The organism is Neorhizobium galegae (assembly GCF_021391675.1).
Lineage (GTDB): Bacteria > Pseudomonadota > Alphaproteobacteria > Rhizobiales > Rhizobiaceae > Neorhizobium > Neorhizobium galegae_B.
On the sequence record NZ_CP090096.1, the window covers coordinates 941,201 to 959,385 of the forward strand.

General features: G+C 61.8%; 18 protein-coding genes. 13 read left to right on the forward strand and 5 right to left on the reverse strand.

The annotated features are described in order from the left end of the window. Window position 1 precedes the first annotated feature (1 nt). From LZK81_RS27165 to LZK81_RS27180, 4 genes are all read left to right on the forward strand, one after another. Window positions 2-691: a GntR family transcriptional regulator gene (locus tag LZK81_RS27165; RefSeq protein WP_233957075.1), complete on the forward strand. Its 690-nt coding sequence runs from the start codon at window positions 2-4 to the stop codon at window positions 689-691. A 112-nt stretch (window positions 692-803) separates the two neighbouring features. Beyond that, the gene (locus tag LZK81_RS27170) at window positions 804-1,853 is read left to right on the forward strand and encodes an ABC transporter substrate-binding protein (RefSeq protein ID WP_233957078.1); all 1,050 of its coding nucleotides are present in this window, start codon (window positions 804-806) and stop codon (window positions 1,851-1,853) included. Window positions 1,854-1,950: 97 nt separating this feature from the next. After that, the gene (locus LZK81_RS27175) at window positions 1,951-3,699 is read left to right on the forward strand and encodes an ABC transporter permease (protein ID WP_233957080.1); all 1,749 of its coding nucleotides are present in this window, start codon (window positions 1,951-1,953) and stop codon (window positions 3,697-3,699) included. Beyond that, complete coding sequence (locus LZK81_RS27180; RefSeq protein ID WP_233957082.1) at window positions 3,700-4,770, forward strand: ABC transporter ATP-binding protein; 1,071 nt, start codon at window positions 3,700-3,702, stop codon at window positions 4,768-4,770. 16 nt (window positions 4,771-4,786) lie between these two features. Here LZK81_RS27180 and LZK81_RS27185 read toward each other — a convergent pair whose 3' ends face one another. Together LZK81_RS27185 and LZK81_RS27190 are read right to left on the reverse strand one after the other, a co-directional pair. After that, complete coding sequence (locus LZK81_RS27185; RefSeq protein ID WP_233957083.1) at window positions 4,787-5,641, reverse strand: NADPH-dependent oxidoreductase; 855 nt, start codon at window positions 5,639-5,641, stop codon at window positions 4,787-4,789. Between the two features lie 30 nt (window positions 5,642-5,671). Then, window positions 5,672-5,875 (reverse strand): hypothetical protein, encoded by a 204-nt coding sequence (locus tag LZK81_RS27190; RefSeq protein WP_233957084.1) that lies wholly within the window; start codon window positions 5,873-5,875, stop codon window positions 5,672-5,674. A 226-nt stretch (window positions 5,876-6,101) separates the two neighbouring features. Between LZK81_RS27190 and LZK81_RS27195 the strand changes: the two genes are divergently transcribed. Together LZK81_RS27195 and LZK81_RS27200 are read left to right on the forward strand one after the other, a co-directional pair. Further along, window positions 6,102-7,334, forward strand: a complete 1,233-nt coding sequence (locus tag LZK81_RS27195; protein ID WP_233957086.1) for a M24 family metallopeptidase — start codon at window positions 6,102-6,104, stop codon at window positions 7,332-7,334. Between the two features lie 109 nt (window positions 7,335-7,443). Further along, complete coding sequence (locus LZK81_RS27200) at window positions 7,444-7,899, forward strand: RrF2 family transcriptional regulator (protein ID WP_233957089.1); 456 nt, start codon at window positions 7,444-7,446, stop codon at window positions 7,897-7,899. A gap of 59 nt (window positions 7,900-7,958) precedes the next feature. On the opposite strand, the gene LZK81_RS27205 is transcribed toward LZK81_RS27200, so the two are convergent. Then, the gene (locus LZK81_RS27205) at window positions 7,959-9,176 is read right to left on the reverse strand and encodes an SfnB family sulfur acquisition oxidoreductase (RefSeq protein WP_233957091.1); all 1,218 of its coding nucleotides are present in this window, start codon (window positions 9,174-9,176) and stop codon (window positions 7,959-7,961) included. A gap of 269 nt (window positions 9,177-9,445) precedes the next feature. Between LZK81_RS27205 and LZK81_RS27210 the strand changes: the two genes are divergently transcribed. Together LZK81_RS27210 and LZK81_RS27215 are read left to right on the forward strand one after the other, a co-directional pair. Next, on the forward strand, window positions 9,446-10,765 hold the full coding sequence (locus tag LZK81_RS27210; protein ID WP_233957093.1) for an LLM class flavin-dependent oxidoreductase: 1,320 nt from the start codon (window positions 9,446-9,448) through the stop codon (window positions 10,763-10,765). Between the two features lie 174 nt (window positions 10,766-10,939). Next, window positions 10,940-11,131: a hypothetical protein gene (locus tag LZK81_RS27215; protein ID WP_046604678.1), complete on the forward strand. Its 192-nt coding sequence runs from the start codon at window positions 10,940-10,942 to the stop codon at window positions 11,129-11,131. 100 nt (window positions 11,132-11,231) lie between these two features. Here the strand turns inward: LZK81_RS27215 and LZK81_RS27220 are convergent, their stop codons facing one another. After that, window positions 11,232-11,891: a peroxiredoxin gene (locus tag LZK81_RS27220; RefSeq protein WP_233957095.1), complete on the reverse strand. Its 660-nt coding sequence runs from the start codon at window positions 11,889-11,891 to the stop codon at window positions 11,232-11,234. Window positions 11,892-12,212: 321 nt separating this feature from the next. Continuing rightward, a complete protein-coding gene (locus tag LZK81_RS27225) occupies window positions 12,213-12,971 on the reverse strand; it encodes an IclR family transcriptional regulator (RefSeq protein ID WP_233957096.1) in 759 nt (252 codons plus the stop codon). 109 nt (window positions 12,972-13,080) lie between these two features. Here LZK81_RS27225 and LZK81_RS27230 point away from each other — a divergent pair, with 109 nt between their 5' ends. The 5 genes from LZK81_RS27230 to LZK81_RS27250 are packed head-to-tail and all read left to right on the forward strand — an operon-like array spanning window position 13,081 to window position 18,176. Next, a complete protein-coding gene (locus LZK81_RS27230) occupies window positions 13,081-14,016 on the forward strand; it encodes a polysaccharide deacetylase family protein (protein WP_233957098.1) in 936 nt (311 codons plus the stop codon). Between the two features lie 42 nt (window positions 14,017-14,058). Beyond that, window positions 14,059-15,552, forward strand: a complete 1,494-nt coding sequence (locus LZK81_RS27235; protein WP_233957100.1) for an ABC transporter substrate-binding protein — start codon at window positions 14,059-14,061, stop codon at window positions 15,550-15,552. Window positions 15,553-15,570: 18 nt separating this feature from the next. Next, entirely contained in the window at window positions 15,571-16,491 is a 921-nt protein-coding gene (locus LZK81_RS27240; protein ID WP_233957101.1) for an ABC transporter permease, read from the forward strand. Between the two features lie 10 nt (window positions 16,492-16,501). Then, window positions 16,502-17,365 carry an ABC transporter permease gene (locus LZK81_RS27245; protein ID WP_046604674.1) on the forward strand — a complete coding sequence of 288 codons (864 nt, stop codon included), beginning with the start codon at window positions 16,502-16,504 and terminating at the stop codon, window positions 17,363-17,365. 28 nt (window positions 17,366-17,393) lie between these two features. Beyond that, complete coding sequence (locus tag LZK81_RS27250; protein WP_233957102.1) at window positions 17,394-18,176, forward strand: SDR family NAD(P)-dependent oxidoreductase; 783 nt, start codon at window positions 17,394-17,396, stop codon at window positions 18,174-18,176. The last annotated feature ends 9 nt before the right edge of the window (window positions 18,177-18,185 follow it).

Genomic DNA, 18,185 nt, shown 5'->3' on the forward strand with positions numbered 1-18,185 from the left:
CATGAACGTGCAGCTCAAAGGCAAGCAGGGCAAACCGAGCGTTCGCGATGCGATCGAGCAGGATATCGTCACGGGTTTCTATTCTCCCGGCGACCGGCTCGACGAGGCGGGGCTTGCGGCCCGACACCAGGTCTCCCGCACGCCGGTGCGCGAGGCGCTGATCCAGCTCAGCACCATGGGCCTCGTCAAGATGGTGCCCAATCGCGGCGCCTTCGTCACTCAGCTGTCGATCACCGAGCTTGTCGAGATGTTCGAGGTGATGGGCGAGCTCGAGGCCATGTGTGCCCGGCTTGCCGCCCGCCGCATCCGCCCGGAACAGTTGACGCGGCTCGAAGAGGCCCAAGCCGCCTGTGCTACGGCCCAGCAGGCCGGCAATTCGGACGATTATTATTACGCCAATGCGGAATTCCACCGCCTGATCTACGAGGCGAGTGGCAACGGCTTCCTCGCCGAGAACGCCCATGCGCTGCAGCGGCGGCTGAAGCCCTATCGACGCCTGCAGCTGCGGGTGCCCGGGCGCGTCAACAGCTCGCTGTCGGAGCACGAGGAGGTGCTTGCAGCGATCCGGGACCGAGACGATGCCCGCGCCCGCGATGCGATGCGCAACCACGTGGTCATCCAGGGCGAATATTTCAGCGACTTCCTGGCGTTGATGCGCCCGGTGGAACGCCAGTTGATCCCCGGCGAATGATGAGGAACATCGCCACCGGGATCGAGCGGGACGGAACGAACGCATGAGTTTTTAAGCTCGGGAGGGTCGAGCTTATCGCCGGCGATGGGCCGGATCAATGGGAGGAGAGATCATGAAGCATGCCATTACCTATGTGGCCGGCCTGGTTCCGGCATTCTTGCTGGCGGCCGGTCTTGCCGGCGCGGCCGATATGACGGCCGGCGAAAGGCAGCTCTACGACGCCGCGAAGAAGGAAGGTTCTGTTACCTGGTACGTCTCCCAGACGACCACCGAGTTCGCCGACGGCATGTGCGGTCTGTTCAAGGCGAAATATGCCGGCGTCGGCTGCAACGTCGTGCGCGCCTCCGGCCAGGTCATCTTCCAGCGCCTCGTGCAGGAATTGCAGGCCAAGGCCGTGCAGGGCGACCTGATGTCCACCAATGACGACGGCCAGATGCTGCAGCTCAAAGAACAGGGTGCGCTTGCCCAGTTCGCACCGGAAAACCTCAAGGATATGGTGCCGGAACTTCGCGCACTGGCCGACAAGGACAACTACTGGATCACCTCGGGCGTCTCGCCGCTGGTCATCGCCTATAACACCAAACTGGTGACCGAGGCGGAAGCACCGAAGAACTGGACCGATCTTGCCGATCCGAAGTGGAAGGGCCAGGTCGCCATCGGCCATCCGAGCTTCTCCGGCAGCGTCGGGCTGTGGACGGTGCTGATGAACGATCTCTACGGCTGGGACTTCTTCAAGAATATCGAGAAGAACAAGCCCCAGATCGGCCGCTCCGTGGCCGACGGTCATAACCTCGTCGCCTCGGGTGAACGCAAGGTGGCGCTGGCGCCGCTGCCGCTGATCCTGTCGGACTCGATGCTCAAAAAGGTACCGATCGGGGTCGTCTATCCGACCGACGGCGCGCTGCTGCCGCCTTCGGCAACCGCCATCTTGAAGGACGCACCGCATCCCAATGCCGCGAGACTGTTCGAGAACTTCCTGCTCGGGCCGGAGATCGCCGAATACTTCGCCAAGGATTACCGTTACCCGCTTCGGGCCGGCGTGCCGCTGGCAGAGGGCATGCGTCCGCTCAGCAGCTACAAGACGAAGTCGATCGCGACGGCCGACGGCATCAAGAAACTGCCCGAGGTGCAGGAGAAGTTCCGCGACACATTCGGGATCTGAACCGTAACCGGGAGGCCGGCATCTGCTGGCCTCCGCCCATCACGCCCGGCGGCGTGACCTGTTTCCGACGCCTCCAGTGACAAAGCGAGCGCCGATTATGACGAGTGTTTCCCATCCCGCGGCCTCCACCTGGTCGGAAGACCAGCCGGTGAAGGTGCGTGTGCCCTGGCACCAGCGGCTTCAGCCGGCCAATCTGCTCTGGCTTTTCCTGGCCGGCATTCTGGTCGTGCTGATCGTAGCGCCGATGTGGACGCTCGTCGTCTCCAGCTTCACCGACGCCAAGACCGGCGGCTGGACGCTTCACAACTATGTCGAGGCCTACGGCAAGGAACGCCATATCACGGCGCTCACCAACACGCTGAAGATGGGCGCGGTCGTCGTCGTGCTGAAACTGGCCTTCGGCGTGCCGCTCGCCTGGGCCTGCACCCGCACCGACATGCCGGGCCGCAATTTCGTGCGCTACAGCGTGTTCGGCGCCTTCATCATGCCGCCCTATCTCGCCGGCGTCGGCTGGATCCTGCTCGCCGGCCCCAATACCGGCTGGATAAACCGCGTCTGGCACAGCCTTTCCGGTTCGACCGAACCGCTTGTCAATGTCTTCTCCTTCGGCGGACTGGTGCTGGTCACCGCGATCGGCGGCTTCTTCCTCGTCTTCGTGCTGGTGAGCTCGGCCTTCGAGATGATCAATTCCGAGATGGAGGATGCCGCCAATATCCTCGGCGCCGGACCGTTCAAGACGGCGATGAAGGTAACCTTCCCGCTCGTCATGCCGGCGATCATCGGCGCAGCGCTTCTGTCCTTCCTCGGCGCAATCGCGCTTTATGGCGTGCCGGCGCTGATCTCGATCCCGGCGCGCTATCCGGTCGTGGTGATCCAACTCACCGAGTTCTTCTCGTTCCCGTTGCGGATCCAGGTGGCGGCCGCCTATTCGATCCCGCTGCTCTTGATCACCGCCGCGATGCTCGGGCTGCAGAAACTGATCCTGCGCCGCAAGGGCTATGTGTCGGTCAGCGGCAAGGGAGGCGAGCGGCGCATCGTCAAGCTCGGCAGATGGCGCTGGGTGCTGTTTGGCTATTGCTTTTGCGTCGTTGCGCTTTCGGTGCTGATGCCGCTGTTCGTGCTGCTTCTCGCTGCCTTCTCGAACTCCTGGACGACCGGTTTCTCGTTCAGCAACCTGACGCTTTCCAATTTCCACTATGTGCTCTTCGAACATTCGAGTTCACAAAAGGCGCTGGTCGGCAGTATCGGGCTCGGCATCGTGGCGGCGACGGTGGCGATCACGCTGGCGCTGTTCATCGCCTATATCGTCCAGCGCAAGCTGATCCCGTTCTCGGGCCTGCTCGCCTTCCTCGCCGTCTCGCCCTATGTCGTGCCCGGCATCGTGCTCGCCATCGGCTTTTATGCGGCCTATGCCCTGCCGCCGATCGCGCTCTACGGCACCTATACGATCATGGCGCTCGCCTTCATCACCCGTTTCCTGCCGATCGCCTTCACCACCAGCTCGGCCGGCGTGCGCAGCATCCATCCGGAAATGGAGGAGGCGGTGCGCATTCTCGGCGGCGGGCGGGTGACGGCGCTCCGGCATGTGGTCGGGCCGCTCTTGAAGCGGACGCTGGCCGGCGGCTGGCTGCTGATCTTCGTGCCGGCCGCACAGGAACTCTCGACCGCCATCTTTCTGGTCGGCCCCACCACGCGCGTCGTTTCAGTCGTGCTGCTCGATCTCAGCGAGGAAGGCGAGCTCGAAAAGCTCGCCGCGCTGGGCTCCCTGTTGTTGATCATCATTGTCGCTGTCGTCGCCATCGGGATGCGTTATCTCGGACGCGACTTCATGTTGAGGAGAAGCTAAATGGACGGACTTGTCCTCAGGAAACTCGGTCGTCGTTTCGGAGCCGTCGATGCGGTGCTTGATTTCGACCTGCATATCAAGCCCGGCGAATTCGTCTCGCTGCTTGGCCCCTCCGGCTGCGGCAAGACGACGACGCTTCGGATGATCGCCGGCTTCATCGACCCGACCTCCGGTTCGATCGAGCTCGACGGCAAGATATTGTCGGCACCTTCGGGCTCGGTGCCGCCGGAAAAGCGTGGCATGTCGATGATCTTCCAGTCCTATGCGATCTGGCCGAACATGACGGTTTCGCAGAACGTCGCCTTCGGCCTCAACCTGCGGAAATTGCCCTCCGACGAAGTCAAGAAACGCGTTGGCGCAGTGCTGGAAACGGTGCGGATGAGCCATCTCGCCGACCGTTATCCGGCCGAGCTCTCGGGCGGCCAGCAGCAGCGCGTGGCGCTCGCCCGCGCCGTCGTCATCCGCCCGGCGGTTCTGCTACTCGACGAGCCGCTCTCCAATCTCGATGCAAACCTGCGCGAAGAAATGCGTTTCGAGATCAAGCGCATGCATGACGAGTTCAAGATCACCTCGGTCTACGTCACCCACGACCAGGGCGAGGCAATGGTGACCTCGGACCGCATCGCGGTGATGAACAACGGTCGCCTCGAACAGATCGACACGCCATATGCGCTCTACAGTCGGCCGAAGACACGGTTCGTGGCGAGCTTCATCGGCCGCACCAATTTCCTCTCGGGCAATTGCGGCAACCAGATGATCGACTTCGCTGGCTTCAGCGTGCCGCTTGCCCTGATCGGTGAGGAAGTGAAGGGCTACGGACCGGTCACCGTCTCGATCCGGCCGCAGGCGATGAAGCTTTCGGCGACGGAGGCGCCCAAGGACAAGGCCATCAACCTGGAGGGCTTGGTTCGGCAATCCGCATTCCTCGGCGAGACCTGGGACTACGTCTTCCAGCCGAAGGACAGTGGGCTGCAGTTCCGCGTCGCAGCGCCGCCGGCCGATGTCTTCCAGGTCGGCGCTCCGGCCTGGCTGCAGATCGATCCGACCCAGATCGTCCCAATCGTGGATTGAGGCTTGCCTCAGTCCGCTATTTTACCCTGAAGCCCATGCGGCGCACGACATCGAGCAGCACGTGCCGGCCCTTGAGGGCCGGTGCATCGGCGATGCGGCTGGCGACAACGCCCGTCCAGCCGCGGACAGCCATTCCCTGGTCGGTCTGGAACGACCGCATCGTGTCGTCATAGGTAGCGAGATCCGCCTTGGGCTGCGCTGTCTGATATTTCTCGCGGTGCAACACGAGCGATTGCGGCAGGCGCGGCTTCACATCCGTCTCGATGGCCGGATCGGGATACCCCACGGTCATGCCAAAGACCGCAAATGCTTCCGGCGGCAGGCCGAGGATTTCGCCCACTTCGGCCGGATGGTTGCGGATGCCGCCGATATAGCAGGTGCCGAGGCCGAGCGATTCCAGCGCGACCAGCGCATTCTGGGCGGCCAGCGACGCGTCGATTGCCGCCAGCAGGAAGCTCTCGAGATAGTCGAGGCCTTCGCCGGTCTTGCCCTGTTCGGTGGTGATTTTCCGGAGCCGTGACAGATCGGCGATCCAGACAAGGAAGAGCGGTGCGGAGATGATCTGCGGATTGGGGGAGGCGAGTTCGGCGAGCTTAGCCCGCCGCTCGGGATCCTCGACCGCCACGACACTCCAGGCCTGCAGGCTGGAAGAGGTCGGCGCCGATTGGGCGGCCGCGACGATCAGCTGCAGCACGCTTTCAGGCACCGGTTTCGGGAGATAGGTGCGAACGGAACGGTGCGAAAGGATCGCCTCGAGCGCGGCATTCCACTCCGCCGTCGCGGCCGGCTGGTCCGATCCATAGCGCTGGCGCACCAGATCGGCCGGGGTCGGGGAAGTTTCAGGCGCGGAGGCGAAGCGGGAAACTGACATCGAAGAACTCCTTTGAATATGAGAGAGGGGTCAGGCCGGCATGCTGGGAATGCTGGACAAGAGTTTTTGCGTGTGGGCATGACGAGGGATGGCGAGGATATCTCGGATTCTGCCGCGTTCGAGGATGATGGTTTTCTCGCAAAGCGAGGCGACGAGGCCGATATCCTGGGAAACGAGCACCAGCGTCAAGGTCTTCGACAGTTGCCTGAGCAGTTCGACGACGCGGATCGTCAACCGGCCATGTTACCCCCCTGATCATGCTGACCTTTTTCAGCCATTGTATACTGGCGGAGAATATCTCAGTCCCTTTCAGCCGGAAGGATGACGGAGGGCGATTTTGGGCACGGGCGGGAAATGCTCTTCGCCGCCACGGCAGCATTCAGGAATTTTTGTTCTACCTGCTGGCGATTTGGCCGGAGGCCGGCTAAGGCCTTGAGAAAAGACGGTTTTGGAGAGCGCGATGAGTGATATTGACCGCCGCCATGCAGAGCGCCTGATGAAGCACGCCGGCCTCGACGCCCTGGTAATTTTCCAGCCCGAAGCCTTTCGGTACGCGATCGGCGCGCCGGCCGGTGTGGCGACCATGTGGGGCAGGGCGGGTGCCGCAATCGCGCTTGTGCCGGCCGATGCCTCGATTGGTCTCGCCGCAATCGCCAGCGACCACGCCGCCGGCTCGATCCGCAAGGCCGCGGCAGACGTGGACCTGCGCACCCATCGCATCTGGATCGACATGCTCGATCTGACGGGAGCCGAGAGCGTCGAGCAGATCAACGAGGCCTATCGCCGGCTCGGGTCTTCCGGACCCCGGCCGGAAACGTTCGATCGGTCCGCCTGTTTCGACCTGCTCGGCGATCTGCTGAACGAGCGTGGCCTTGATCGCGCTCGGATCGGCGCCGACCTGGAATTCATGCCGACCGCCGATTTCGAGGCCCTGAAACTGGCTTTGCCGACGGTAACCTGGACCGACGGCTCGCACGTGCTGCGCCGTCTGCGGGCCGTCAAGACGCCGCGCGAGATCGAACGGCTGCGTCGTGCCGCCAAGGCTGCGGAAGCCGGGCTCGCCCGCATGGCGGCGGCAGTGAAACCCGGCGCGCGGCTTACCGAACTCTCTTGCGCCTGGAAGGCGGGCGCCCAGGAGGCCGCCGCGGAAGGCGGCTTCGATCTGAGCGGCCACTGGGACTTCATCTCGGTCGGCGCCGATCTTTCGGACATGTCGGCGGTCGTGACGCCGGGCGCGCTGATCAAGGCCGATGTCGGAACGCTGGTCGAGGGCTACTCCTCGGACGGCGCACGGACCTTCACCCATGGCCGTGCATCGCCACTGTCGCGCGAAATCTTCAAGGCGCTCGAAAACGCTTTCGCAGCCGGGCTCGATATACTTCGTCCAGGCAATACGTTCGGCGTGGTGCATGCGGCCATGCTCGCCTCGATGCGAGAGGACGGCTTTGCAGAATATGATCGCGGCCATTTCGGCCATTCGGTCGGAGGCGGCGTCGGCATTGAGGAATGGCCGTTCTTCTCCGCCGGCAATCCGGAGATCATTCAGCCGAACATGGTGGTGGCGCTGGAGGCGCCGTTCTACGGACAGGGCATCGGCGCGCTGATGATCGAGGATCAGTTCCTGATCACCGAAACGGGGGCCGAATGCATGAATACGCTGCCGCGGACATTGCGCGATCTTTCGGCAGAATAGGGCAGACGTGCAAACCGACGTTGAACCTTTGGCACCGCTCCTGTATCGGTGTCACACCTTCGGCGGTTTCGCCGGGAAGGACACCAGTCAGGCGGAATTTCGATCCTCGATGCTTACGAAAAAGGGAAAATACGGGCTCAAGGCGCTTGTCCACCTCGCACAGCTCGAACCCGGCAAGACCGCTTTCGTCAGCGACATCGCCCAACAGAACAATATTTCCAAGAAATTCCTCGACGCGATCCTGCTGGAGCTGCGCAAGGGCGGCATGCTACGCTCGAAAAAAGGGCCGGGCGGCGGTTATGCGCTGTCCAAGCCCGCTTCACAGATCTATGTCGGCCAGGCGGTCCGCATTCTCGACGGTCCGCTGGCGCCGATCCGCTGCGCCAGCAAGACGGCATTCGAGGCCTGCGACGATTGCGACCACCCGGAAGACTGTCAGATCCGCCATTCGATGACGGAAGTGCGTGACGCGATCGCCGCGGTCCTCGACAACATGACGCTGGAACAGATGGTCGCCAAGCGCTCGAGCGGCCTTCTCGACGACGCTCAGGCCGGCAGCAAATAGAATTCAACCGGTTCGCCTGTCGCAACCGCACACCACTGCGCCTTCTGCGCGGCATGGTTTCAGAACTGTCCGTTCGGCCGCGGGACGTTGCCGTTCAGGTGAAAGTCGCCGATCGCGTGATGTTTCCAGCGTACCGGATCGTGCACCGTATGGGTGCGGGCGTTGCGCCAATGGCGGTCGAGGTTCAGGTCCTCCTTGGTCGCAGAAGTTCCGGCGAGTTCGAACAGACCGTTGGTCGCGTCGAGTGCTGCTTCCGTCGTCAGGATCTTTGCGGCAGCGACGGAAAGCGAGGCCTCGATCGCAGTCTGCGAGGATGGGTTGATCTGGGCGACATCGACCTTGCGACCGGCACGCTCGAGAACCGCACTTGCCGCCTCCAGCTTCACGGCGATCGAACCGGTCCGCGCGATGGTCAGCGGATCGGCACTTGCCGTCTCGATGCCGACATTGCGGATCCCGCGGGATTTGCTGCGAACGAAGCCGAGCATGTCGGCAAAGGCGGCGCGCGCGATCCCCAGGTCGACGGCGGCATGCAAGAGCTGGCCAAGCGAGCCGAGTGGCGCATGCCGTTCGAAACTCCGGTAGTAGCTGATGACCGAATCCGGCGAAACGTAAACGTTGTCGATCAGCACGGTGCCGCTGGCTGTGGTGCGCTGGCCGAACCCGTCCCAATCGTCGACGATCGTCAGTCCTTCAGCATCGCGCGGCACAATCGCCATGACGGCTTTTCCCTCGGGATCGAGACCAAAGATGGCCACCCAATCGGCAAACAGCGCGCCGGTCGAATAATATTTGCGACCAGTGATACGATAGCCAATGCCTTGCGGCACGAGCCGGGTTTCGATATCGCCCGCAGCCTTCGTTCCGGACTCGGCAAGGGCATTGCCGAAATGTTCACCAGCCAGCGCCCGAGCGAAGAAATATTTCTTCTGCTCCTCGCTGCCGGAAAGGCGCAAGGCTTCGAGGATGGAAAAATGGTTCTGCGGGATCTGCCCGACAGATGCATCTGCCTCCGACAGAATGGCGATCACCTCCGCCAGGAAGGCGTTGGAAATGTCGGCGCCGCCATATTCGGCGGGCACGGTTATCCCCAGCAGGCCTGACTGGGCGACCAGTTCCATCTCGTCATGCGGAAGCAGCCGCTCCCGGTCGCGGTGGCTCGATCCTTCGGCGATCCGCGCCGAAAGCCCCTTGGCTACGTCGATCGCCTGGTCCTCTGTCGCGAGGTACGGAGCCACTGCTCTGATCTTTCCTGCCAAATGGAAAACCTTGCTCATACGCGCCTCCCGGATCAAGTCTGTCATTGAGCCACGTCACGAAGGCCGGGAGAAGGAATAAAGCTTCAATTGCACGCGTTGAACGAAGTGAATTTTCTCTTTTGGTGGCCGAAGAGAGAGTTCTGGGGATTGTCACGCCAAGTTGAGTGGAAGGAGAGAGAATTTCTCCGGCACGATGCAATCGGCGCAACAACGTTGCTTAGCATGTGAAACGGGAATGCCTACTTTAAGCCGATAAGCCTTCTCTCATCCCACAAGAGCGTCGTCCCATGGCAAGATCCCTGCACCTTACCGCCTTCATGCGCCCCGTCAGCCTGCATACCGGCGCCTGGCGTTATCCCGGCGCCTATGCGGACGCCAATTTCAATTTCGGGCATATCAAGTCCTTCATACAGAAGCTGGAGGCCGCGAAATTCGATGCGTTCTTCATGGCCGATCATCTGGCGGTGCTGAACATGCCGGTCGAAGCGCTGAAGCGCAGCCAAACCGTGACGTCGTTCGAGCCGTTCACGCTGCTCTCTGCGCTGGCAGCCGTCACCGAGAAGATCGGCCTTGCGGCGACCGCCTCGACGACTTTCGACGAACCCTATCATGTGGCCCGCCGGTTCGCCTCGCTCGACCATATCAGCAACGGCCGCGCCGCTTGGAATATCGTCACCACGTCCAACCCGGATTCCGCCCGTAATTTCGGCCTCGACGAGCATGTCGAGCACGGTGAGCGCTACAAGCGGGCGCGCGAGTTCTACGACGTCGTCACAGGGCTGTGGGACAGTTTTGCAGACGATGCCTTCATCCGCGATCAGCAAAGTGGCATCTTCTTCGATCCGGAAAAGATGCACGTGCTGGACCACAAGGGCGACGAACTCAGCGTACGGGGGCCGCTCAATATCGCCCGGCCGGTACAAGGCTGGCCGGTGATCGTGCAGGCCGGGCAGTCGGAACCGGGACGCCAGCTCGCGGCTGAGACCGCCGAACTGGTCTTCTGTTCGCCACGCGATCTATCCGCTGCCAAGGCGCTTTATGCGGATATCAAGGGCCGCATGGTCGTCGCCTCGCGCAATCCCGACCACCTGAAGATCCTGCCGGCCGCCTTCATCGTCGTCGGCGATACGGTGGAAGAGGCAAAGGCGAAGCGGGCGACGCTCGACAGCCTCGTGCATTACGACAGCGCCATCGCCTCGCTGTCGATAGCCCTCGGCCACGATGCGTCGGGTTTCGATCCGGACGGTCCGTTGCCGGACATTCCGGAAACCAATGCCAGCAAGTCCGGCCGCGCCCAGGTCCTCAAACTCGCCGAGCAGGAAAAACTGACGGTACGCCAGCTCGCGCAGCGTTATGGCGGTTATTCCGGCCTCGCCTTCGTCGGCACCCCGAAAACCATTGCCGACGAGATGCAGGCCTGGCTTTCGGAAGAGGCAAGCGATGGATTTACCGTGGTTTTCCCTTACCTGCCGCAGGGGCTGGACGACGTGACGCAAAGGGTCATTCCGGAATTGCAGCGCCGCGGCATCTTCCGCCAAGACTATGAAGGAGCGACGCTTCGCGACCATCTCGGCCTGCCGCGGCCGACCAACCGCTTTTTTGCCTGAGGGCATCAACCGGAAGCGGGCAGGGATCGCTATTTCGCCGACTGCCACATTTTGGACATAACAATTTCAAATGTGTCAATGAATTAGTATAGGGTTTTGATAGACTACATTGACCGAAACGGTATTTGGCCTGAAAGTGGGGAGGTATGACGCTCAACCGACTGGAGGCTGACGATGATCGCTAGTGGCTTATCCCTGTTTGGGTTTGATCTGTTCGGACTGAGCCAGCGGGTGCCGGGCAAGGCAGACACAGAAAGCACCGAGTACACGCCGCTTGAAAAGGTGCGTGAAGATCGTGACAAAAACCGCGATCTCGACCGCGAGCATTCGGAAAGCTTTTTCTGGGGCATGTATCCCGTCTATTGAGACGGGTCGTCCCGCACTAGGTGTTTACACGGAACACATAAAAGGCCGGCGAAGCGATCCGCTCCGCCGGCCTTTTGATGTTCGAATAGACGAGCCGATATCAGGCCGTGGGCTGCTTGGTCTTGCGCAGATAGGGCAGGACAGTATCGAACGAACCGAAGCGGGTGATCGCATCCTCGTTGGAAACGGCGGCGGTGATGATCACATCCTCACCCTGCTTCCAGTTGGCCGGCGTCGCCACCTGGTGCTTGGCAGTGAGCTGGATCGAGTCGATCGCCCGCAGGATTTCGTTGAAGTTGCGGCCGGTGGTCATCGGATAGGTGAGGATCAGCTTGATCTTCTTGTCCGGGCCGATCACGTAGACCGAGCGCACCGTCGCATTGTCGGCAGGCGTACGGCCCTCCGAACTTTCGCCGGCTGCGGCCGGCAGCATGTCGTAGAGCTTGGCCACCTTGAGGTCGCGGTCGCCGATCAGCGGATATTCCACGTCGAAACCGGTCGCCGTCTTGATGTCGTCCTTCCACTTGCCGTGGCTTTCGACCGGATCGACGGAGATGCCGATGATCTTGACGCCGCGCTTTTTGAATTCGCCCTCCAGCCCAGCCATGGCGCCGAGCTCGGTCGTGCAGACCGGCGTGAAGTTCTTCGGATGAGAAAACAGCACGGCCCAGCCGCTGCCGATCCAGTCGTGGAAATGGATCGTGCCCTGGGTGGTCTCGGCAGTGAAATCCGGTGCAATGTCGTTGATACGAAGGCTCATGTTTCAGCTCCCTTGAATTGTTGTGTCTGCAGCGATCGGGACTTCAAAGCCGGCCCGATCGATCGGCCGCTTGGGTCGCCTGCCAATTATAGAGTATTTCGCGGATACCCGCCTGCTCTTCCAGCGGCCTGCTGTCCACGGTGGGCCAAAAGCGAGGATCGACCATTGAAAGCTCCGGAACCGCGTCATCACAAGAAGGGTATAGCCGCTTCAACATTGCGGGCCGACGCAGTTTGTTCCAAAATGCCGGCAGGAAAGAGTGTAGCTTTCCAAATCATGCCGTAGCTGCATCGGTTCCGTCATCCGCGTCAGGAATGAGCCTCAGCGGCGGTAGCCAAGCGCCCGACTGATATCGTCGGCTGCGCTGCGGACCATCAGCAGAAAGCCCTCGCGCTGTTCGTTGTAGCGTACGGTCGGAACGCCGAGATTGAGGGCGGCGACGACCGCGCCGTTGCTATCGAAGATCGGCGCGGCAATGCCGGTCGAGCCGGTGACGAATTCCTGGTCGTTCAGTGCATAGCCATCCCGGCGGATCTTCACGAGCATCTCGCGGATGCGCTCGATATCGGTCACCGTATAGCGGGTATAGGAGAGCAACTGGACGCGGGAGAGGTAATGCTCCAGCGCTTCCTTCGGCGTGAAGGCGAGCAGCACGCGGCCGGTCGCGGTGCAATAGGCGGCGATCGCTGCGTCAAGGTTGACGTCATAACGAACCCGATGCCGGCTGACGCATTTCGCCAGCCGTCTTATGTCGCAATGGGCGTTCATCGTGGCGAGCAGGATGGTCTCGCCGGATTCGTCGCGCAGCTTTTCCATGAACGGTTTTGCCACCACGACCAGCGGCTCTTCATGGCGGCTGAACGGAAAGCCGTGCCGGCTCGCCTCGACCAGCATATAGCGGCCGGCATCGTCCTGGACCACGTGTCCACGGGCAGCCAGCGTCTGGACGAGGCCATGGGCGCTGCTTTTCGGGAAAGAGAGATCGCGCACGATCTGGGCCAGCGGCACCGCTTCCCGGCGGGAAGCCATATATTCCAGGAGATCGAGAATCCTGCCGGCGCTTTTGATTTCGGAGTTCATGTATGTGAACGAAACCCCCATTGATGGCTATCGGATCGGCTCATAACAATTCTGCCTAGAAAGCAGCCACTCACATTTCGAGTGTCGCGCTGATAGGATGAACGATCTCATGAATGCGCCGAATAAGCAAAATGATGTCTCCGAACCCTGGACCTGGTCGGATAGTGTCTGGCAGCAGAAGGTTCAGAAGGTGCGCGCCGGGCGTTCCCTTAAGCCCGCGAAATGGAAAAACGGCGCACGCATGGCAGTCGCATTGTCCTTCGATTCCGATCACGAGACGTTGGAACTGAAGAATGGCGGCATATCCTTTGGCAAGATGAGTCAGGGCCAGTATGGTGCACGCTCCGGCATGCCGCGCATTCTGCGCTTTCTGGAAAAGTACTCCGTTCCCGCCTCCTTCTTCATGCCGGCCGTCTCGGCGATGATAAACGCTGAGGAAGTGAAGACCGTCGTCTCTGCCGGCCATGAACTCGGCATCCATAGCTGGATCCACGAATTCAATTCCCGCCTCGACGAAGAAACGGAACGCGATCTGGCGCTGCGCGCCGCAGATGTTCTGGAAAAGCTTTCCGGCATCCGCCCGGTCGGCATGCGCACCGCGTCCTGGGATTTCAGCCCCTATACGCTGAAGATCGCCCGCGAGATGGGCCTGCTCTATGATTCATCATTGATGGCCGATGAGGAGCCCTACGAACTTCTGGAAGACGGCGAGCCGACCGGCGTGGTCGAGATCCCGGTCGAGTGGATCCGCGACGACGCACCTTATGTGGCGATGGACCGGATGACCGGCGCCCGACCTTATGGGGGCCCCGCCATGGTTTTCGACATCTTCGCCCGCGAGCTCGAAGTCGCCTGGGAAGAGGGCGGGTTGTTCCAGCTCACCATGCACCCGCATCACGTCGGACACCGTTCACGCATCTTCATTCTGGAAGAGATCATTCGGCTCGCCAAATCGAAGGGCGACGTCTGGTTCTGCACCCATGCGGAACTGGCGCGTTTCTGCGCCGACGAGGCCGGGCTCAAGACCGGCGCGAAGGCGGCGTAAACAGTTCTTGAATACAGCAGCAACAACAATGAGGGTAAGGGAATGTCTGCCAAATTCGCATCCATAGCCGCCATGCTACTGGCGCTCACCGCGTCGACCGCGCTTGCGCAAACCAAGGATACGCTGACCATCGACCTGCCGAACGATGCGGCAACGCTCGATCCGCATCTGCAGTGGAACACCGACAGCTATTCGATCTACCGCAATATCTTCGACAATCTGCTGACGCGCGACGTGAAGGGCGAGATCGTCCCGCAGATCGCCAAGTCCTGGAAATATCTCGACGACAAGACGATCGAATTCCAGATCCGCGACGACGTAACCTTCCAGGACGGCTCGAAGCTGACCGCCGAAGACGTCGCCTTCTCGATCAACCGCATCATCGACCCGAAGCTGAAGAGCCCCCAGCTTTCGCAGTTCGACCAGATCGCCAAGGCCGAGGCGGTGAGCCCCACCCTCGTCAAGATGACGACCAAGTCACCCTATCCGGCGCTGCTCGCCCAGCTGGTCAAGCTTTCGATTGTGCCGAAAGCCTATGTCGAAAAGGTCGGCGACCAGGAATTTAACCTGAAGCCGCTCGGCTCCGGCCCTTACAAGATGGCCAACTGGCAGAAGGGCGTCCAGACCGAGCTTGAAGCCTATGGCAGCTACTGGCGCGCCAAGCCGCCGTTCCAGAAGGTGGTCTTCCGCACCGTGCCCGACGTCTCCACCCGTATCGCCGACCTGAAGACCGGCAAGGCCGACCTTGTCCGCGACGTGCCACCGGATCAGGCCGAAAGCATCAAGAACGACAGCAATTCGCAGGTCCTCTCGGTTCCGACCGAGCGCATCGGTTACCTGTTCATCAACGCCCAGGGCGGCGTTACCAAGGATGTCCGTGTCCGCCAGGCGATCGCCTATGCGATCGATCGTCAGGCGCTTGTCGAAGCACTGCTCGAAGGCTACGGCAAGCCGGTCGAAGTCCTCGGTGCCGAACCGGTCTTCGGTTACACCGACAAGATCAAGGGCTACGAATACAACCTCGACAAGGCGAAGGAACTGGTGAAGGCCGCCGGCGCGGAGGGCGCGACCGTCGAATTCCTCACCTCTCCCGCCTATAGCCGCGCCACCGTCGAAGCCATTCAGCAGATGGTCAACGAAGCCGGCCTCAAGGTGGAAATCTCGTCCAGCGACCAGGCGACCTTCTTGAAGCGCCGCCAAGGCGATCCGGCCAATGCCGGCGGTCTTGCCTTCGGCGCCTGGTCCTGCGCCTGCCAGGACGTCGACGGCGTGATCTTCCCGCTGTTCCGCACCGGCAGCATCTGGGCAAAGTACTCGAACGAGAAGTTCGATGCGGCCGTGGATAAGGCACGCGTCATCCTCGATCAGAAGGAGCGTCTGAAGCTCTACGAACAGGCCTACCAGGTCCTGAAGGACGACGTTCCGGGCATGGGCCTCTACCAGGCTTATGCGCTCTACGGAGCCGCCAAGAAGCTGAAATGGCAGCCGACGGCCAACGAAGCCATGTTCGTCATGGACATGAGCTGGCAGCAGTAACAGACGGATAACACGACCATGTTGAGATACGCCGTCGAGCGTTTGATACAGGCGATCATTGCGATCTTCGGCGTTCTCACCATCGTCTTCGTCGTCATGCATCTCTCGGGCGACCCGACCCTGCTGCTGGTGCCGCAGGATGCATCGGCCGAGATGATCGCCCAATTGCGCAGCCAGCTCGGTTTCGACCGGCCGATCTGGGTGCAATATCTGGAATATCTGGGAGGCCTTGCGCATTTCGACTTCGGCATTTCCGTCGTCCAGCGGGTGCCGGCATTCGATATCGTCATTTCGCGTGTACCCTATACGGCGATGCTCGCAGCAGGCGCGCTGGTTGTGGCGATCGGCATGGGCATTCCGGCCGGCATCATCATGGCGACCCGGCGTGGCGGCTGGCTCGAACGGCTTCTGACGGCGATCGTCGTCACCGGCCAGAGCGTGCCGACCTTCCTGTCAGGCATCGTGCTGATCTTCTTCTTCGGCGTGACGCTGCGCTGGCTGCCGACCTCCGGCTCCGGCGACTTCGCCTCGCTGATCATGCCCTCGATCGCACTCGGGGCAATCTCGATGTCGACTTTCGCCCGCATGACCCGGATTTCGATCATCGACGAGCTCGGCAAGGACTATGTGCGGGCAGGGCGCGCCCGCGGCCTGTCGCTCGGCTCCGTCGTGTTCCGCCATGTGCTGCGCAATGCGGCGATCCCGGTCATCACCATCGCCGCACTCGAAATCGGCAACCTGCTCGCCGGTGCTGTCATCGTCGAGACGGTATTCGCCTGGCCGGGCATCGGCCAGCTCGCGATCCAATCCATCCAGTCGCGCGACTTCCTGGTCGTCCAGGTGATCGTGCTGCTGATTTCCTTCGTTTATGTGCTGACCAGCGTGATCGCGGATTTCGTCTACGCGCTCGTCGATCCGCGCATCCGTCTGGTCCGATAAGGAGAAGGCTTTGAGCACCGCCGTCCTCGCCCTTAGCCAACGCCTTCGCCGGGTTCCCATCTCGGTCGTCATCGTATCGGTCATTTTCCTGGTGATCGTGCTTCTGGCGATCTTCGCGCCCTGGGTGGCGCCAGCCGACCCCAACCGGCAGAACCTGCTCGGCCGCCTGAAGCCGCCGGGCTTCGAGATGCGCGGCATCACCTACTGGCTCGGCACCGACGACCTCGGCCGCGATCTGCTGTCGCGCACGCTCTACGGGGCCGGGGTCTCGCTCTCGGTCGCGGTGCTGTCGGTAGTCGTCTCGTCGCTGGTCGGCGTCACGCTCGGCATGATCGCCGGCTGGTTCCGTGGCAAGATCGAGATCCTCATCATGCGCCTGGTCGACATCATGATGTCGATCCCGGCGATCCTGCTGGCGGTGCTCACCGTCGCGGTGCTCGGCCCGGGCTTCCTGAAGCTGGTGCTGGTGCTCGGTCTCACGCGCTGGCCGCGTTATACCCGCGTCGCCTACGCCCAGACGCTGCAGGTGGCGAACCTGCCCTTCATCAAGGCCTCCGAGCTTGCCGGGGCGGGGGCGGCGCGCATTCTCTTCCATCACATCCTGCCGAATATCGCGGGCCCTGTGCTGATCGTCGCCACCGCCGAGTTCGGCCTGATGATCCTGATGGAAGCCGGCCTTTCCTTCCTCGGCCTCGGCATCCAGCCGCCGGCTTCGAGCTGGGGCTCGATCATGAGCGTCGGCCGTCAATATATCGAGCGGGCCTGGTGGATTGTCGCCTTTCCGGGCGCCTGTCTCTTCCTGCTCGTCTTTTCCGTCAACGTGCTTGGCGACTGGTTGCGAGACCAGCTCGACCCACGTTCCCGTACCCGTTGAGTCTTTTGGCGCGTTGAGGTTTTAAGTCATGGAATTCGAAAACAAGACCATCGTCATCACCGGCGCGGCCGGCATTTTCGGCCGCTGGATCGCCGCTTATTTCGCTCGGGAAGGCGCAAAGCTGTGCCTCAGCGACGTGCGCATGGATGGCCTTGAAAAGGCGGTCTCCGATCTCGGCCTTGACCGCTCCAGGGTACTGCTGCACGCGACGGAGCTCACCAGCGACGCCTCGATGCTCGAACTCGTCGACCTCGTGAAGCGCGAATGGAAGGCGCCGGATATCCTCGTCAACAATGCCGGCATCTATACCCGCTTCAGCCTGCTGGAGATGGAATTCTCCGATTGGGACCGCGTCTTCGGCGTCAACCTGCGGGCGCCCTTCGTGCTGTCGCGCGAGTTCGCCAAGCTGATGATCGCCGAAGATAAAAAAGGCTCGATCGTCAACATCTCCTCGGGCGCCGCCCGCAAGATGAACCAGAATTCCGTGCCTTATTGCACCTCGAAGACGGCGATCGAGCGGCTTTCCAAGGGTTTCGCGCTGGAGCTTGCCGAATACGGCATCCGCGTCAACGTCGTCGAGCCGGGCTTTGCGCCGGGCAGCGAGGTGAGCGAGCTTTCCGACGAATACGTCACCAACATGCTGAAGAACATTCCGCTCGGCCGCGCCAGTGGTCCCGAGGATGCGCCGGGCGCCATCGCCTATCTCTGCTCCGACAAGGCCGCCTTCATCACCGGCGCCGTGATCAGCGTTGATGGCGGCAATTCGATCGGCAACTACAAGCGCCCCGAACGGGCGAAGACGGCAGGCTGAGGAGAGATG

Excerpts from the sequence above, each read along its gene's own strand:
- LZK81_RS27240 (WP_233957101.1), top strand. The coding sequence starts at position 15,571 with ATGTTGAGATACGCCGTCGAGCGTTTGATACAGGCGATCATTGCGATC.
- LZK81_RS27210 (WP_233957093.1), top strand. The coding sequence starts at position 9,446 with ATGGCAAGATCCCTGCACCTTACCGCCTTCATGCGCCCCGTCAGCCTG.
- LZK81_RS27215 (WP_046604678.1), top strand. The coding sequence starts at position 10,940 with ATGATCGCTAGTGGCTTATCCCTGTTTGGGTTTGATCTGTTCGGACTG.
- LZK81_RS27185 (WP_233957083.1), bottom strand. The coding sequence starts at position 5,641 with ATGTCAGTTTCCCGCTTCGCCTCCGCGCCTGAAACTTCCCCGACCCCG.
- LZK81_RS27225 (WP_233957096.1), bottom strand. The coding sequence starts at position 12,971 with ATGAACTCCGAAATCAAAAGCGCCGGCAGGATTCTCGATCTCCTGGAA.
- LZK81_RS27205 (WP_233957091.1), bottom strand. The coding sequence starts at position 9,176 with ATGAGCAAGGTTTTCCATTTGGCAGGAAAGATCAGAGCAGTGGCTCCG.
- LZK81_RS27235 (WP_233957100.1), top strand. The coding sequence starts at position 14,059 with ATGTCTGCCAAATTCGCATCCATAGCCGCCATGCTACTGGCGCTCACC.
- LZK81_RS27230 (WP_233957098.1), top strand. The coding sequence starts at position 13,081 with ATGAATGCGCCGAATAAGCAAAATGATGTCTCCGAACCCTGGACCTGG.
- LZK81_RS27195 (WP_233957086.1), top strand. The coding sequence starts at position 6,102 with ATGAGTGATATTGACCGCCGCCATGCAGAGCGCCTGATGAAGCACGCC.
- LZK81_RS27250 (WP_233957102.1), top strand. The coding sequence starts at position 17,394 with ATGGAATTCGAAAACAAGACCATCGTCATCACCGGCGCGGCCGGCATT.
- LZK81_RS27165 (WP_233957075.1), top strand. The coding sequence starts at position 2 with ATGAACGTGCAGCTCAAAGGCAAGCAGGGCAAACCGAGCGTTCGCGAT.
- LZK81_RS27175 (WP_233957080.1), top strand. The coding sequence starts at position 1,951 with ATGACGAGTGTTTCCCATCCCGCGGCCTCCACCTGGTCGGAAGACCAG.
- LZK81_RS27220 (WP_233957095.1), bottom strand. The coding sequence starts at position 11,891 with ATGAGCCTTCGTATCAACGACATTGCACCGGATTTCACTGCCGAGACC.
- LZK81_RS27170 (WP_233957078.1), top strand. The coding sequence starts at position 804 with ATGAAGCATGCCATTACCTATGTGGCCGGCCTGGTTCCGGCATTCTTG.
- LZK81_RS27200 (WP_233957089.1), top strand. The coding sequence starts at position 7,444 with ATGCTTACGAAAAAGGGAAAATACGGGCTCAAGGCGCTTGTCCACCTC.
- LZK81_RS27180 (WP_233957082.1), top strand. The coding sequence starts at position 3,700 with ATGGACGGACTTGTCCTCAGGAAACTCGGTCGTCGTTTCGGAGCCGTC.